The organism is Acidobacteriota bacterium, from assembly GCA_016208495.1.
Taxonomy (GTDB): Bacteria; Acidobacteriota; Blastocatellia; order Chloracidobacteriales; family Chloracidobacteriaceae; genus JACQXX01.
Genome location: JACQXX010000085.1, coordinates 1 through 16587, shown reverse-complemented (window position 1 = coordinate 16587; position 16587 = coordinate 1). Strand labels below are relative to the sequence as shown.

The window sequence follows — 16587 nt, the reverse complement described above, 5'->3', positions numbered from 1 at the left end:
AATCCTTGCTGTATCACAACTTCATCAATGACCTGGAGATAAACCACTATGCCACGGCCTCCGGAATTTTGGGATCAGGTGAAAAATGTATTCGACCCGTCAGAAGTTTTGACAGGAAACCGAGGGGAGCAATTCTATTGCGAACGTGAGCACAACCCTTTGCAGGAAATGATCATTGATTTTCGCAATCCAGCCCGAAAATCCCCGGCGCGCGGATTCCTTATCGGTCACCGTGGGAGCGGGAAAAGCTCTCTGCTCCTGAAATTCCTCAAGGAATATGCCTCTCAGTACCTGATTCTGTATTTTGACGCCCAGCACAATCTTGATCTGAGCCAAACCAACCAGATAGATATCTTGTACCTGCTGGGAATTGCGGCGTTTAAAGCAGGTCAGAATCATGGCGCCAATCCAGATAAATCTTTGCTCAAAGACCTGGAACGATCCATTTTTAACCTCACCATTTACCAGGATGAAGAAGTAACCAATCAGGCGTTCGATGCGGCTGAATTTGCCAAAAACGTGATCTGTTTTGGTGCCGAAATGGTTGGATCAAAGTATGGGGGCAAACTCGCTGAATCAGTGCTCAAACCTTTTAAAATGAGTTCGGGGATTACGGAGAAAGTAGCCCGCAAACGTGAACTTGAGCCCCAAATCCAAAATATCATCACGGCGGTCAACCTCATCATTGCTGAGATTGAGACGAAGCTGAATCGCCGATTTCTGATTGTGGTTGATGGACTCGACAAACTTTCCAAACCCGAACAGGCAGATTTGATTTTCCTGGAAAGCCAGGCGCTCAAAGGGCCAATCTGTAATGTGGTTTATACTGTCCCGATGTATGTCTTTCATTCATTGGGGTTTGATCAACTTGGCGATGGATGCAAGTCCTACTTTGTGCCAAATATCAAGCTGTTCAAGAAAAATTCAACTCACACGTCTTATTCCAAACACGATGAGGGTTACACCACCTTCACTGAGGTTGTCAGAACCCGGCTGGTAGAAATTTCACTCTCCAACTCTGATCTGTTTGAACCCGATGTCCTGGATCCTCTCATTCAGCACAGTGGAGGCGTCCTTCGCACGTTCATCGGAATGATTCAGGAAGTCTGTACCCAGGCTGAATTGCTGGGAATTGAAAAAATCAACCACGTAGCGGCCCAAAAAACCATCGAGAACCGTGCCGTGAAGTTTTCCGGTCCGCTCAACCGGAATCAAATCAAAGAATTACAGGAAGTTCACGCGACCAAATCCCATTCGGGAACGCCTGTCAGTCAAGACTTGCTGGATAAACGATACATTGTGGCCTATCGGGATCCTGGGCTCTGGTACGACGCTCATCCGCTCACCTGGGACAAACTTTGATTTGCACCACGGAGCGTTGCCCTTCGGGATGCTCAATCCAATTCTTGAAACTCAATCTCTTTTCCCGGCGGTATAGGTTTTCAGATAACTATTTCCGTGGCGTTTTCGGCAATCATAGTTCAGAAACCATTGAAATATTTGGATTTATTTTTTGTGTATTTCGTGTATTTCGTGGTTTCCTTATCTGAAATTCTATAGCTCGCAAAGCCTCGCAACACACCGGCTATCCGAACGGCAGCCCTTCGGGATGCTCAATCCAATTCCGGCTATTCGAACGCCAGCCCTTCGGATGCTCAATTCAATATTTGAACCCCAATCCCTTTCGAAAACCCTGAACCCTGAACCCTGAACCCTGAACCCTGAACCCTGAACCCTGAACCCTGAACCCCGAACCCTAGTCCTATGGCCAATACCTCCGACACGTTGCTCCTCGAACAAATGGAACGCCTCCAGATTAGCCTGCGCAATCCGGGGCGTTCACACATCATCTTTCTTGTCGCCAATTCGGCGGTGCTGCAAAGTGAAGTGTTCAAACGACTTCGGGAGACGGTCACGGGGTATTCGTTCGTTGAGTTTGACTTCGCCAATCAGCCGGATGACCAGTTGAGCCTGCCCCGGTTTTGTCGGACGCTCCATCAGCCGGCCTGTGTGTTTGCGATTGGACTCGACGATCTGCACCAGCAAAGCCGCCAGCGATATGACACCGCTCTGTCACTGCTTAACAGCCATCGGGAGGACATTCGCGATACCAAAAGCGCCGTGATTCTGTGGATGACTCCTGAACGCGAAAAAGATTTGCAGACACGAGCAGCCGATTTTTCCGACTGGGTGACCAGTCACGTCTCGTTTGAAATCTCTGAGGAAGTCGCCCACCTGCTCCAACAGGCGAAACGCTTTGAAGACATGCTGGCACGTCCCAACCTGTCCCCTGCCCTGGCCGAAAGCTTCCAAAATCAATTGCAACTGGCGCAACAGCAAATCCAGGCGTTATGGGTGCCCCACGTAGACGTGTTTCTCAACTTTGCTCCCGAAGATCACGAATGGGCCGAAACCCTTGCCAAAAAGTTGAAGGACGCCGGCGTCTCAGCTCTGTCTGGTCACCAAACCGCCAACCTTGACAGCGCGCTGAAAAATTCACGCAAGCTGATCATCGGACTTTCTCCAGAGGCGATTCGTCACCAGAGTTTTCAAAAATCGCTGGCTTCATTCCTCAAATCACACCCGGATGCACCGCCCAGCGAGCGACTGGTGATTCCGCTTTTGTTGAAGCTCTGCCCAACGCCAGAAGTTTTGCAACAGATTCCAGTGATTGACTTTCAACGGGCAGATGATTTTGACCTTCGCTTCCGGCAACTGTTGGAAGCACTTGATTTGCCGTTACATCGGTTTCTTCGTGAAGCACCCGAACTGGAAGACGCCCCGCACCGGGAGCGCAAATTTGACCGTGAAGACCGAAGACTTTCAGGCGCTGAAAGTTATCGCAAAGGAAAGCGGTTTGAAGACGAGGTCGCCGACATCTACCGGTTGCTGCGCTTTGAAGTGAAACGGAACTTTGAACTTCACAGCATTCAGATTGATCTCCAGGTTCAGAAAAAAGAAGCCGGTTTTACCATCCAGGCGATTGTCGAATGCAAAGACACCCAAATTACCAGCAAGGAACGTGACCAGATTCTGGCTCAACAAAACCTGGCCCAACGCAAACTCCCAATGATGCGGTGGATTGCAATTTCCGCCCAGGGATTTGCCGCCGGCTCACGAACGTCGCTTGAAGAAGCCGGAATCACCTGCCTGACCTATGGTGAATTGCTCAGTGAACTGGTCCCGCTTGAGCACTATGCCCGAAAACTCATTGCCGAATATGAAGACTGGCGGCAACGTCGCTGGTTGGGAAACGACTGGTTTATCCGGCCTGACGTTGTGGCTGACAAAGTGCTCCGGCAGTACGAAAACCCGAAACCAACTCCGGCGCTGAAATACATCGCTGACTGGTTGGGTGACAGCCGTGAAAACCTGCTCGTGCTGCTGGGGGATTTAGGCACTGGCAAAACGACGATTTCCAGCTTTTTAGCCTGCAACTGGGCACAGGCGTTCTTGTTGGACCCGGTGCGGCATCCGGCGCCGGTGCTGATTTCTTTAAAGGATGTGCGGAAAGAGATTTCGCTTCCGGGCATCATCGTCAGCCATTTTGATGAAAAGGGACTGCGCGACATTCTGTTTTCACGGTTTGAACACCTGGTGAAAACCGGCAAGATCATCGTGCTCTTTGACGCCTTTGATGAAATGGCTGACCGGATGCTTTCAGATCAAATCCGCAACAATTTCAACCAATTAAGCCGCGCTGCCAAAGAGAACGGAAAGGTCCTCATCACCTGTCGCACCCACTATTTCAAGAACCGCGAGGAACAGGCCCGTGTGATTGGCCAGGGGCCGACACTTTCTGAAACAGAAACCAAATTGAAGCGGGATCTTCGGCAGCGTTCTGATGCCGAGGTACTGTATCTGCAAGAGTTTAATAAAAAGCAAATTCGCCAGTACATCCGACAGGTGGTCAGACCAGCAGAACAAGTCAAGACGCTTCGCAAACTTCGCAAGATCCACAATCTGGCGGATTTGGCCCATCGTCCGTTGCTGCTGGATATGATCGTCAAGTCACTGCCGGAGCTGGATCAAACTAACCAGAAAGTGACCACCGCCACGCTGTATCGGGTCTACACCGATTTGTGGATTGAACGCGAAGACACCGAAAAGAAAAACCGCATCCTGAGTGGTGAAACACGCTACCGGCTGATGCTCGAACTGGCGTGGCAAATGTGGAATACCGACCAGACGGCGATTCACTTTAGCGAACTCTTGACCTTTGTGAAAAAGCTCATGACCGAACGGGTGATTGCGGTCGGTGACGAAGAACCCGAACTGGTTGACCGCGAAATCCAGGCCGCCAGCTTCCTCAAACGTGACCACAGCGGGAACTTTTTGTTTATGCACCGCTCGTTTATGGAGTTCTTTCTGGCCTGCAAACTCCACGAATGCCTGATTGCCTCAGACGAAAGTGCCCGCTCAGTCCTCAACACCAAACGCTTTGAACAAAAAGTGGTCTTCTTTTTGGCTTTGCTGGATGAAACCGACCAGATAGCCGAAGTTTTGCGCGGGATTCTAACGGCACCCTACACAGCGAAAGTCTCAGAAAACGCGCTCCAGCTTTTGTACTGGAGCGGTCGGATTCGCTGTCGAATGGAAGAAAAAATCAATGACTTGGCAAAGCTACAAGCTGAATTTTCAACTCGGATCCCACCAGGAATTCAGATGCCGGAGGCCAAACTGGAAGGCATGATGCTGGAGGCAGCCTGTTTTTCCAATGCCAACTTTCACCATGCCGAATTTACCAAAGCTAACCTTAATCATGCTGAGTTTGAGCAAACCAATTTTCAAGCGGCCAAATTTGAGAGTGTTTCTTTTACCTCAGCAAAGTTGAGGAATTGTGATTTTCGCGGTGCAAACTATGACCCATCCATTCTTGCCACAGTTGTCATTGAGCATTGTCAGGGATTGATCTCACTTACCCTGGATTTGCAAAACCTGATTCCAATGGTTCAGCTTGGGCATTCAAACCAGGTAAATGCAGTTGCCTACAGCCCGGATGGAAACCTGATCGCGGTTGGCAGCGGCAATCTGGTGTACCTCTACCAGAGTCAGACAGGAGTACTGGTGCAGGTGTTGGAAGGCCACCAGGATTGGGTGAGTTCGGTGGCGTTTGGGGGAGGTGGGGAGCGGGTGGCGAGTGGGAGTTATGATGGGACGGTGCGGGTATGGAATGTGGAACGAGGTGAAGTGGTTCAGGTGTTGGAAGGCCACCAGGATTGGGTGAGTTCGGTGGCGTTTGTGGTGGATGGGAAGCGGGTGGTAAGTGGCAGTAATAATGGGACTGTGTGGGTGTGGGATGTGGAACGGGGAAAGGTCATGCAGGTGTTGGAAGGTCACCAATCAGGGGTGAGTTCGGTGGCGTTTGGGATGAATGGGAAGCGGGTGGCAAGTGGGAGTTATGACAAGACGGTGCGGGTGTGGGATGTGGAGCGAGGTGAGGTGGTGCAGGTGCTGGAAGGTCACCAATCAGGGGTGAGTTCGGTGGTGTTTGGGATGGATGGGAAGCGGTTGGCGAGTGGGAGTGCTGATCGGACGGTGCGGGTGTGGGATGTGGAGCGGGGAGAGGTAGTGCAGGTATTGGAAGGCCACCAGTCAGGGGTTTGGTCGGTGGCGTTTGGGGTGGATGGGAAGCAGGTGGCGAGTGGGAGTTCTGACAAGACGGTGCGGGTGTGGGATGTAGAGCGGGGCGAGGTGGTGCAGGTGTTGGAAGGCCACCAGTCAGGGGTGAGGTCGGTGGCGTTTGGGGTGGATGGGAGGCAGGTGGCGAGTGGGAGTTCTGACAAGACGGTGCGGGTGTGGAATGCGGACCGAGGTGAGGTGATGCAGGTATTGATAGGCCACCAGTCAGAAGTAAAATCGGCAGCGTTTGGGGTGGATGGGAAACGATTGGCGAGTGGGAATCACGATGGGACGGTGTGGGTGTGGAATGTGGAGCGGAGCGAGGAGGCACAGGCGTTGGAAGGCCATAAGTCTAGGGTTTGGTCAGTGGCATTTGGGAGGGATGGGAAGTGGTTGGCCAGTGGCAGTGATGGTGGGACGGTGCGGGTGTGGAATGTGGAGCGGGGAGAAGTAGTGCAGGTATTGATAGGCCATCAAGCTTGGGTAAGTTCGGTAACATTTGGGATAGATAAGAAAGAGTTAGTAAGTGGAAGTGGGGATATGACAGTACGGGTGTGGGACTTGGAGCAAAGACAGTTAGTGCAGGCGCTGGAAGGCCACAAATCTTGGGTAACATCAGTAACATTTGGTGGGATAAATGGAAGGTCGTTGGCAAGTGGAAGTGCTGACGGGACAGTGCGAATATGGAATATTGAGCAAGGACATGCAATACAAGTACTGAGAAGCAATCAATCTGGGGTTAGTTCCGTAGCTTTTGGAGTAGAAGAGCAGCAACTAGCAAGTGGAAATGATGATGGAACAGTGCATGTGTGGGATGTAGAGCAAAAGCGCGTGGTACGAGTACTATCAGGGCATAAGCTTCCAGTAGTTTCAGTGGCGTTTGAGGTAGATGGGAAACGACTAGCGAGTGGAAGCGATGATGGAACAGTGCGATTGTGGGATGTGGAGACCAGTCAGTGTCTGGCCATATTGGGCAAAGCGCCTGGAAGCAAAAGCAAATACGGACATTTAGGGCCGGTTTATACTGTCAGTTTTGCACCCAACGGGAAATATCTGGTCGCGGCAGGTGCTGCGGGGCGGTTGCAATTTTGGGATTTTGAACGCGAAGAGACGTTTTTGTATCGCTACGCGTTTGGACCGGGGGCGTGGCTCGATTTGTTGCCGGATGGCCGGTTTGACGGCAGCCCCGAAGGCATGCGCTATTTGCGCTATACCGAACTCGGCACGCTGAGATCATACCCCGCCGAAGACCTCTGGAAAGAATTTTACCAGCCACAAGCCGTGAAAGACGTGCTGGACAAATATGTGAGGTAGGGTTCGGGGTTCGGGGTTCGGGGTTCGGGGTTCGGGGTTCGGGGTTCGGGGTTCGAAAGGAATTGAGCTTCAAGAATTGGATTGAGCATCCCGAAGGGTTGCCGTTCGGATAGCCGGTCGGTTACGAGGCTTTGCGAGCTACCACCGGAAAAAAGTTCGTTCTCTCCATCTCTCCACGCGTCCCCCGCGCCTTGAGGCGCGGGGGACGCGTGGAGAAACAAACAGATGGCCTTGGGTCCGGTGGTAGGCCCAAAGCGGCCAACCAACCGGCTATCCGAACTGCAACTCTTCGAGGTGCAAACCAAAAACCTATTTGTGAAAGAAACCCTGAACCCTGAACCCTGAACCCTGGTTTTCCACCCTGAACCCTGGCTCTCAAAACCGAATTGGACGGCTGTGAATCGTCAGCGCGGCTTCCCACAAAGCCTCGGAGAGCGTCGGATGGGCATGCAGGGTGCGAATCAGTTCGTCAATTGTCATTTCTCCACGCAGGGCAATGCACGCTTCGGCAATCAGTTCTGTAGCTCGCGCGCCGACAATGTGGACGCCGAGGAGTTCGTCATATTGCGCGTCGCTCACCAGTTTGACCATGCCTTCGGTCTGGTTGAGCACCCGCGCCTGGGTGTTAGCGACAAAGGGAAACGATCCAGTTCGGACTTTGTGTCCACGGGCTTTGGCGGCGGCTTCGGTCAACCCGACACTGGCCACTTCCGGGTCGCTGTAGGTACAACTCGGCACGTGGGCGTAATTGATCGGGTCAACTTCGTCGCGTTCGAGAATGTGCCCAACCGCCAGCAAACCTTCCGAAGCCGCGACGTGAGGCAACCAGACCGTGTCGGCCACGTCGCCCACGGCATAAATCGTCGGTTCTGCCGTCTGCAGCATTTTGTTGACCTGAACGTAGCCCTTTTTGATCGCCGCCTGGGTCCACTCCAATCCCAGCCCGGCGCTCTGGGGAACTCGCCCGACAGTCACACACACTTTATCAACCGACAGAGAAAGCCGCTCTCCGACCTGATTCCTGAGCGTCAGTTCAACGCCCGTGCCGGTTACTTCGGCGTGTTCACAGTAGGTATGATTTTTGATCTTGATGCCCAGGCCCCGGAGCGACCGTTCAAATTCCAGGCTGATGGCTTCGTCTTCGTGTGGGAGCACCCGGTTTTGCTGTTCGATCAACGTCACCGCGACGCCAAATCTGGCCAGCGCTGATGCCAGTTCAACACCCGTTGACCCGGCACCGACAATCGCCAGCGATTTCGGAAGCGACCCAATTTCAACCAGTTGCGCACTATTGAGAATAAACTGCCCATCAATCGGAAGTTCAGGCAGTGTTCGCGAAGTGGAACCCGTCGCCAGGATGATCTTCCCTGTGGTTATCCGTTGCTCTCCGGTCGGAGTGGTCACAACAACCGTGGTTGGGTCTTCAAGCTTTCCCTGCCCTTTTAAGACTTTGACTTTGTTCTTGTTCATCAAGTAATCAAGGGCCTTGACCGATTTGAGCACCGTTTTGTTTTTGTAGCGCTGCACCGCTTCGAAATCGAGCGCCACATTGCTTGCCAGGACGCCAAACTCCGCTGCCGATTGGGTTTGTTCAAAGACCGCAGCACTCTGTTGCCAGGACCGACGCGGTACAAGCCCATGCAAAATCGCATCGCCGCCAAGGTTTTCATTTTTTTCAATCAGTGCAGTTCGCAAACCAGCCTGGGCAGCGTGAATCGCCGCGACATATCCGCCAGTGCCGGCACCAATCACAATTAAATCGAAGTCAGTCATTGTTGAATACCATCTCAGGGTTCAGGGTTTTCGGAAGGGATGAGGGATGAAGGATGAGGGATGAAAAAATCACCTTGTCACCTTGTCAGTCGGTCATCTTGTCAGGGTTCAGGGTTTTTCTTCGAAAGTATTGATTTCTAACCACTAACCACTAACCACTAGCCACTAATCAGGCTTTTGGATGGGCTCTGTCATACACTTCCATCAGCCGATCCTGTGAAATGTGGGTGTATTGCTGGGTGGTTGACAGCCGGGCGTGGCCAAGCAATTCCTGGATGGAACGCAAATCAGCTCCGGCATTGAGCAGGTGGGTTGCAAACGAGTGCCGCAAACTATGTGGGCTGATGTGGTGCAGGTCGGCGCATTCTTTGATGTACTTGTCAATCATTCGCCCAACGGAGCGCGTCGTGATGCGTGTTCCCTGATAGTTGTAAAAGACCGCGTTCGGTACCCGCTTGTCTTCCGGCGCATTCATCATCAGTTCGCCGCGCACGCCAAGGTAGAGTTCCACTGCTTTTTTGGCATATTCACCAAATGGAACAATGCGTTCTTTCCGGCCTTTTCCTCGCACACGCACCGTCATTTGGGTGAAATCTATATCCTGCAAGTTCAAATTGACCAGTTCCGAGACGCGAACGCCAGTTCCATACAGCATTTCCAAGATGGCGCGATCCCGCTTCCCGAGCACTGTTTCCAAATCTGGGATTTCGATAAAGCGGATGACTTCTTCAACCGTGAGATAATTCGGAAGCTTTTTCTCAAGCCGGGGCGACGAAACCAGCCGGGCCGGGTTCATTTCCAGGATCCCTTCACGGCATAAGTATTTGAAAAAGGTGCGGAGTGTGGCGAGTTTGCGGGCAATTGAGGTCTTCTTTTTGTTTTTGCTATATAGCGTCGCCATATACTCGCGGATCGTGATGTTATCAATATCGCGGATATTGACTTCACGGCGAACACCTTGTTTATCAACCGGGCACAGATAATCGTGGAATTGTTCCAAATCGCTCAGGTAGTTGCGCAAGGTATGTTCCGAAACGTTGCGCTCGTACATCAGATGTTTTTTGAAGTCCTCCAAATACTGCTCCATTGCAATCCTCCGGGAAGGCCGAATGTCGAATGTTTGATTTAGAATGTAGAATGGAAAACTCACCCGCTCACGCAGGTGGTACTGACACTGCATTCTTCATTCTTCATTCTTCATTCTTCATTCTTCATTTTCAACTCCTCATTCTTCTTTCTATGGCAAAACCCTGGGAAATTCCTGATTTACATCCGGGCATGCACCTCGATACGGCGGCACGCCACGTGATTATGGCCCGCTTTGAACAGATGGCCTCGTATCGGGATGCGGTTCTGGAAGATACCGACATTGAAAACTTGCACGATATGCGCGTATGTTCGCGCCGATTACGGGCTGCGTGGCGGAGTTTCGGCACGCTCTTCCCTGGAAAACGCATTGCCCGCTTTCAACGCGAAGCGCGCGACGTCACCCGCACATTGGGCACGGTCCGTGACCTTGACGTGATGCTTGAAAGTTTGGAAAAAGCCGAACGTCGGGGTCCAAAAGACCTCCTCGACGGATTTGATTCATTTTATGGCTACATCGGCACCATTCGAGCTGAAGAGTTTGCGTTGCTGGCAAAAACCCTTCAGAAGTGGCATCCCGGTGAATTCGTCGAATTTTTTGGGCAGGTGGAATCTGACCCGTTTGCCCACGCCGTGCTCTTTGAAGAACAGGCCCACGTTGTGTTGTCAGCCCTGGCCCACGAATTTTTAAGCCATCAGCCCTGTCTGGCGGACCCAACTGCCAGCGAAGAACAACATATCATGCGCATTGCGGGCAAACGATTGCGGTATGCCATTGAAATCTTTGCCAGTTGCCTCTCCAATGCCGGACAATTGCTCCATATTCTCAAGACGGTTCAGGAAGACCTTGGAACGCTCCACGATTGCGATGTGATGGTGGAATTTCTCAACTACCGGCAACGCATCTGTCTCACACTGGAACGTCCGACCATTTTGTGGCTGATTGAGTACTATCGGAACCGCCGGAACACGACCTACGGCAGTTTATTGATAAGCTGGCAAAAGGCTGTAGATGAAGGATTTACTGATTTTTTGCTGGCACTTTAATACTTTCGGGCTGAAGACCGTGGGCTTCGCACCACGGCGCTATTGAACAAACGACCCTGCGCGCCTAAAACCCCTATCCTGACGCTTATGGGGCTCAGGGCTGAAGACTTTGGGCTGAAGTGGTTGTTTCCCTACTCGCTACTCGCTATCTCACTACTCGCTCTTCACTCGCTGTTTCCTGAGAACCACCACACGTGGAATTCCCTGCAAATCATCAATGATCCGCTGGTCATCCCAACCGACTTGAAGTCCAAGTCTGGCAATGGTTTGCGCCTGGGTGTAGCCGACTTCACAGGCAAAGAGCCCGTTGGGTTTGAGCACTCGATCCAGATCAATCAGAATCTGGGCGTAGCCTTCCGTTCCCTCTTCACCTCCAACAAGTGCCATTTTCGGTTCAAAATCACGGACTTCGCGCTGGAGTCCGGCATATTCTGCCTGCGAAATGTATGGAGGGTTAGTGACCACAACATCAACTCGTTCAGAAGGTGGGAGATCCCGCACGGCGCTTAAATAATTGCTTTCCAGAAATTGAATTCGGTCTGCCACACAATGAGTCGTAGCATTCTGCTGGGCAATCTCAAGCGCATCTGGGGAAAGATCCAGCGCGATGACCTGGGCGGCTGGCAATTTCACCGCCAGCGTCACCGCCAGGCAACCGGAACCAGTCCCAATATCAATGATCCGTGGGTGGGTAAGGTTTTGTTGACAGCAAAATTCAAGGGCCACTTCAACCAGAAATTCAGTTTCCGGGCGTGGGATCAAAACGGCTGGCGACACCCGAAACTCCAAACCATAAAACTCTTGTGAACCAATGAGATATTGCGCTGGCTCACCCTGGGCGCGTCGGGAAAAAGCATTCCGCAATCTGGCAGCATCCGCAGCGGATACAGTGTCTTCCGGATGGGCAATCAGTGTGGTCTGATCCAGTTTTAGAATGCCACATATCAGCAGTGATGCTGTTTGGTGCGGCGCAGGAATTTTGGCAGCAGGCAAACCCTATATCGAAAACAAAGGACTTAGCTAACCTACATTTTTGTGGGTGACAGATAAAACAGCTCAAAACAGGCTATTTTTCGGACTTTTTGCTTCATTTTGAGCATATCCCACAAAATCCGGGGGGATTAGGAACTCTGAACCCTGAACCCTGAACCCTGAACCCTGAACCCTGAACCCTGATAACCTCACTTCACTGAATACCCTTTCAAAACCGACACTTTCACATTTGAGTAATCGGTTTTGACCTCGACTTTATGGAATTTCTTGTCGAGGTTTGTGCTCTGATAGGTAATCACATACTGATTTTTGAGCGCATTGCTCAGGTTCTTCAGTGGTGAATCAAATGTCACAAAACCGGTTCTGGTCCCGATGTAAGCCTGCCCGCCGGTTTCTTCGGCAACGTAGGCCAATGCGCTCTGACCAGTTAACACCGCATTAAAGCGTCTGACATACGGCGCCGGACTGAAAACCGTGTGAATCGTGATATTTGACCGCTGGGCCTGTCTCACGGCTCGATCCAGGTAAAGATTTGACGAGGGTGAGGAAAATGAACCATTAAATGGGTCAAACCCATTGGAAATGAACAGGATTTCATTGCGTCCTTCAGGTAATCCATTGAATTTCTTCAAGACATCCATCAATGGCAGGTATGGGCTCCAGACTCCGTTTTGCGTTGCCGGTACCACGTGCATGCTGGCTGCAACGGCATCCAGATCAGTTGAAAATGGTTGTTGCACCGTCAGGTAGTTGCCCCAAACATAGCCCACCATGACTCGCGAACCAGCCGGAAGCTCCCGCACAAATGTTCGGAGTCGTTGCAATTCGACATTGATTTGAGGCAACGCCGTTTCCATCACAATCGCCAGATTGAGCGGTGCCGCTTCACTTGATGCTGGAATGGCTGAAACGACGGTTTGCTGAATGCGATCTTCAAAAACCATAAAGTCTTTGGGATCAAGGGTTGTGTTGCCTTCAACATTCACGGTGACAGTTACGGTTTTTAATCGGGTATTGGAATTGGTTTGGGCCAGTGCCGCTGGGGTCATGAAACTGCCTACCACCAATCCGACCAGCACCGTGTAAATAACTTTTTGAATAAATGTGGATTTCATATTGGTTGTCTCCTGTTACCAAATTACCACCTCCTCCGTTTTGCCATCGGGCTCACGTGGTTGTGGTTTGCGCTCTCTGAGAATTAAGAGAGCAACCTTTGTGCCAAAGTAAGTGATTACTCACTTTTGTCCTACGGCCTTTCTAAACCTTTGGTTCCACTCACGTTCCAGGAGTTTTCCGCGCATAAAAAAACCTTCCCGATGGGGAAGGTTTTCAAAACTGTGCAATTTTGCCTCATTTGCTCAATAGCCACGGTGAAAATGACTCAAAAGGTGACTTTGAAGACTTCGGGCTTGGGGCTCAGGGCTCAGGGCTTAGGGCTGAAAAACCAGGGCTGAGGGTTTGGGGCTGAGAGCTTGGGGTTGAAGACCTGGTTTTATTTCATCCCTCATCCTTCATCCCTCATCCCTTTGATTGCCCCAAGCCCTGGTTTTTTCAGCCCAACTCCTAGCTATTGTACTTCTTGGCCTGCATGAATTCTTGAAGCGTAATTTGGACTTTTCGCTGAACGGCTTTTTTGAAAAACGCGGTTGCTCCGAGCAATGTGCCTTTCATCCCAAAGGCCATCCGGGCCCATTTGTAGAAATCAAAGGTGTCCCGATGGCGGATGATTTTTCCATCCTGAAATTCAAAGGAGGCTTTGATGACATTGTGAACCGGTCGCCCAGTCAGCCGAAACGTGTAGCGGGCTTCCCAGTTGGCCGATCCCTTGCGGTCATCAGCCTGCACATTGCTAAATGTCATGTCGAAGTCTTTTGCCCGCTCACACAGCATGTGCCACATGGCATGGACTTCTTTGCCTTTTAAGCCGACGAACGCTTCATCGGTGAATTCCGCATTGGGGTGATAACACTCATTCATTCCGACGTGGTCGCGCTTCTGGAAACTTGAGTAGAACTTGTTGATGAGCTGTTCATTTGGGTGCATAAGGTTTGAGAATGAAAATGGGCAGGAAAGAAGGAAACAACTGTATTCCTTCGAGTTGAAACGGGTTGAGTGGGTGCGGAAATGGTGAAGATTTGGAATTTCGAGAGATTAGGATTCTTCAGGTTGAGAATCAAGAACAGTACAGTTGAATTCACCTTGACTGACTCGAATGCGAAGAAGTTCTCCGGATTTGATGTCAACCGCACGCTTGACCAGTTGCCCCTGTTGATTCCACACCAGTGCATACCCACGACTCAACACCCGCAACGGCGAGAGCATTTCCAGACGGGCCGCTGCCTGCTCGAACCGTGCCTGGCGGGCTTCCAGTTGATGAGCAAGCACATTATGCAACCGGGCTTCGGTTTGCCCGACACGCTGGCGTTGAAGTTGAAAATAGCGTGACCAGTCAAATGAATAAAGTTGCTGCGACGCTCGCTGTTCACGTTCGCGAAGTGACCGCAGGCCAGTCACCATGCTGGTTTCCAATCGTTGCGACAATTCATCAAGCCATTGCTGGGTGTCACGCAATCGGGATTGAACATCCGAAAAGACCTGATGTCGGGCCAGCTCCTGCCAGCGTGACCTGGCAACAAGGAGTTTATATCGAATGTGCCGCTCCAGGGTCACTTCCGCCCGGTTTAACTGCCCAATGACTTCACTTTTCTGAATCGCCACCATTTCTGCGGCTGCCGATGGCGTCGGGGCACGCAAATCAGCCACAAAGTCAGCAATCGTGTAATCAACTTCGTGGCCGACGGCTGAAATAACTGGAATTTGAGAGTGATGGATGGCCCGCGCCAAGGCTTCGTCATTAAACGCCCAGAGTGATTCAGCCGAACCACCGCCGCGCCCGACAATCAGCACATCAACTGCTGTGTTGCCGGTGTTGTGGGTATTGAAATATTCAATTCCAGCCCGAATTTCTTTGGCCGCGCTCTCGCCTTCAACCGCTGCTGGATAGAGCAAAAGGCTGACCGTATCGTTGCGACGCGAAAGAACCCGGACAATATCGCGAATGGCGGCTCCAGTCGGAGACGTCACCACACCTACCCGACGTGGCATGAGCGGAATGGGCCGTTTGTGCGCCGGGTCAAAGAGTCCTTCTTTTTCAAGTCGGGCTTTTAATTGTTCGAAGGCAAGTTGAAGTGAACCAACACCAACCGGCTCAATCATCGTGGCCAGCAATTGATAATCGCCACGAGGTTCATAGACCGACAGGCTTCCACGAACGATCACACTCAGCCCATCGGCTGGGCGAAATCGAATACGCTGATTGGCATTGCGAAAACAGGCGCCGCGGATTTGCGCCCGATCATCTTTGAGCGTGAAATACCAGTGCCCTGAAGAGTGGGCTTTGAAATTTGAGATTTCACCCTGAACGATCACTGCGCCAAATTCACCTTCCAGGCGGCGGCGAATTTGGGCAGTGAGTTCAGAAACAGAAAGTGGTCGGCGTTCTTCAGATTGGGTAAGTAAATCAAAAAGGCTCATCAGGTTCAGACAAAGAAGGCATGCGGAAAAAATTGAAACTGATGATATGAGGAAAAATCACCGTTTCTGCACCTTCAACCCACACAACGCCAAAATTTCTTCTTGTCTATTTTGAAATCGGGCAATCGCCTGCTCAACTTTGGTCACCAGCGATTCAAAAGTCGGGAAATGGTGAAGGTGCGTTTCCGTTTCCTTGATCCGCTTCCACAATTTCTCAATCGGGTTATAGTCGGGAGAGTAGGTCGGCAACGGCTCGACTCGCAACCGATCCTGATGCTGAGCAAAAAACACGTTCATGGCGGCACTGGTATGATATTTGGCTCCATCCTGAATCAAGATCACGAACCGCTCACCTGTTTGGGCCATCACCTGAGTCAAAAATGCCTGGTAGGATTCGGAATTGAACTTGCCTTCCTGACCCCGGCCAAAAAACCGGCCACTGAAATAATCAATCACCCCAAACACTTTGTAGCCTTTGCGCTTCCCCGAGGTTTTGACCACGGGTTGGTGTCCCCGTTCCGCCCAGGTATAGGATAAGGTCCCCCATTGCGGAAACGAGGCTTCGTCTCCAAATAATAACCAGGCCCCGTTGGCTTTGGCTTCGGCCACCAGCGCCGGAAACGTCTGTGTTTTCCACTTGTGGCGCGCAATGTCATTCAAATGATCCGACTCAAATTTGGCTTTCTGGTACGATAACCCCAAATTTCTCAGCAACTCACTCAGATAATGCACATTGTACATCACTCCAAACCGCCGTTTGATCCAATCCTGAATCATCGGCGTTCGCCAGCACCCCCCTTCAAACCCTGCCGCCTTCGGCCCCGCCACCACCATCGCCTTCACTTCCGCCTTTTGCTTCGGTGTCAGTTTTCCCGGTCGTCCCGGCGCTTTTTTCGCCATCAATCCCCGGATTCCCCCCACCAAAAATCGTTTCACCCACTCCGCCACTGTCTCCACCGTCACCCCGCTCAACTTCGCCACTTCCTCAATCCGGATTCCCTGATCCAACGCCAGGATTGCTCCCAACCGCCTCGCCTTTTTTTCCTGTCCCAGTTTCCTTGCATTCGCCAGCGCCTGCTTCACCACTTTCCGATAGGCTGAATCCAGACTATGATAGGCCACCATGATGAGTATTCTCCTTCTGTCTATTTTTTGTTCTGTCGGGAATACTCATTTCTTTTTCCTTCGTCAACCCTTTTGACTCATTGCGTCAGATTT

General features: G+C 51.4%; 10 protein-coding genes. 3 read left to right on the top strand and 7 right to left on the bottom strand.

The window, feature by feature from the left end; translation table 11 throughout:
* Positions 1 to 48: 48 nt before the first annotated feature.
* The gene (locus HY774_17090) at positions 49 to 1362 is read left to right on the top strand and encodes a hypothetical protein (GenBank protein MBI4750203.1); all 1314 of its coding nucleotides are present in this window, start codon (positions 49 to 51) and stop codon (positions 1360 to 1362) included.
* A gap of 402 nt (positions 1363 to 1764) precedes the next feature.
* Positions 1765 to 6936 (top strand): TIR domain-containing protein, encoded by a 5172-nt coding sequence (locus HY774_17085; GenBank protein MBI4750202.1) that lies wholly within the window; start codon positions 1765 to 1767, stop codon positions 6934 to 6936.
* 375 nt (positions 6937 to 7311) lie between these two features.
* Here the strand turns inward: HY774_17085 and lpdA are convergent, their stop codons facing one another.
* Positions 7312 to 8709 (bottom strand): dihydrolipoyl dehydrogenase, encoded by a 1398-nt coding sequence (lpdA, locus tag HY774_17080; protein MBI4750201.1) that lies wholly within the window; start codon positions 8707 to 8709, stop codon positions 7312 to 7314.
* A 169-nt stretch (positions 8710 to 8878) separates the two neighbouring features.
* The gene (xerC, locus tag HY774_17075) at positions 8879 to 9796 is read right to left on the bottom strand and encodes a tyrosine recombinase XerC (protein MBI4750200.1); all 918 of its coding nucleotides are present in this window, start codon (positions 9794 to 9796) and stop codon (positions 8879 to 8881) included.
* A 152-nt stretch (positions 9797 to 9948) separates the two neighbouring features.
* Between xerC and HY774_17070 the strand changes: the two genes are divergently transcribed.
* Positions 9949 to 10842: a CHAD domain-containing protein gene (locus tag HY774_17070; protein ID MBI4750199.1), complete on the top strand. Its 894-nt coding sequence runs from the start codon at positions 9949 to 9951 to the stop codon at positions 10840 to 10842.
* A 153-nt stretch (positions 10843 to 10995) separates the two neighbouring features.
* On the opposite strand, the gene prmC is transcribed toward HY774_17070, so the two are convergent.
* The 5 genes from prmC to HY774_17045 all read right to left on the bottom strand — a co-directional run bounded on the left by prmC (position 10996) and on the right by HY774_17045 (position 16440).
* The gene (prmC, locus tag HY774_17065) at positions 10996 to 11835 is read right to left on the bottom strand and encodes a peptide chain release factor N(5)-glutamine methyltransferase (protein MBI4750198.1); all 840 of its coding nucleotides are present in this window, start codon (positions 11833 to 11835) and stop codon (positions 10996 to 10998) included.
* A 188-nt stretch (positions 11836 to 12023) separates the two neighbouring features.
* Entirely contained in the window at positions 12024 to 12950 is a 927-nt protein-coding gene (locus HY774_17060; GenBank protein ID MBI4750197.1) for a hypothetical protein, read from the bottom strand.
* Between the two features lie 448 nt (positions 12951 to 13398).
* Positions 13399 to 13878, bottom strand: a complete 480-nt coding sequence (locus tag HY774_17055; GenBank protein ID MBI4750196.1) for a nuclear transport factor 2 family protein — start codon at positions 13876 to 13878, stop codon at positions 13399 to 13401.
* Between the two features lie 108 nt (positions 13879 to 13986).
* On the bottom strand, positions 13987 to 15369 hold the full coding sequence (locus HY774_17050; protein MBI4750195.1) for an exodeoxyribonuclease VII large subunit: 1383 nt from the start codon (positions 15367 to 15369) through the stop codon (positions 13987 to 13989).
* Positions 15370 to 15426: 57 nt separating this feature from the next.
* Positions 15427 to 16440 carry an IS630 family transposase gene (locus HY774_17045; protein MBI4750194.1) on the bottom strand — a complete coding sequence of 338 codons (1014 nt, stop codon included), beginning with the start codon at positions 16438 to 16440 and terminating at the stop codon, positions 15427 to 15429.
* Between the last annotated feature and the right edge of the window lie 147 nt (positions 16441 to 16587).

Excerpts from the sequence above, each read along its gene's own strand:
- HY774_17070 (MBI4750199.1), top strand. The coding sequence starts at position 9,949 with ATGGCAAAACCCTGGGAAATTCCTGATTTACATCCGGGCATGCACCTC.
- xerC (MBI4750200.1), bottom strand. The coding sequence starts at position 9,796 with ATGGAGCAGTATTTGGAGGACTTCAAAAAACATCTGATGTACGAGCGC.
- lpdA (MBI4750201.1), bottom strand. The coding sequence starts at position 8,709 with ATGACTGACTTCGATTTAATTGTGATTGGTGCCGGCACTGGCGGATAT.
- HY774_17050 (MBI4750195.1), bottom strand. The coding sequence starts at position 15,369 with ATGAGCCTTTTTGATTTACTTACCCAATCTGAAGAACGCCGACCACTT.
- HY774_17060 (MBI4750197.1), bottom strand. The coding sequence starts at position 12,950 with ATGAAATCCACATTTATTCAAAAAGTTATTTACACGGTGCTGGTCGGA.
- HY774_17085 (MBI4750202.1), top strand. The coding sequence starts at position 1,765 with ATGGCCAATACCTCCGACACGTTGCTCCTCGAACAAATGGAACGCCTC.
- HY774_17090 (MBI4750203.1), top strand. The coding sequence starts at position 49 with ATGCCACGGCCTCCGGAATTTTGGGATCAGGTGAAAAATGTATTCGAC.
- HY774_17055 (MBI4750196.1), bottom strand. The coding sequence starts at position 13,878 with ATGCACCCAAATGAACAGCTCATCAACAAGTTCTACTCAAGTTTCCAG.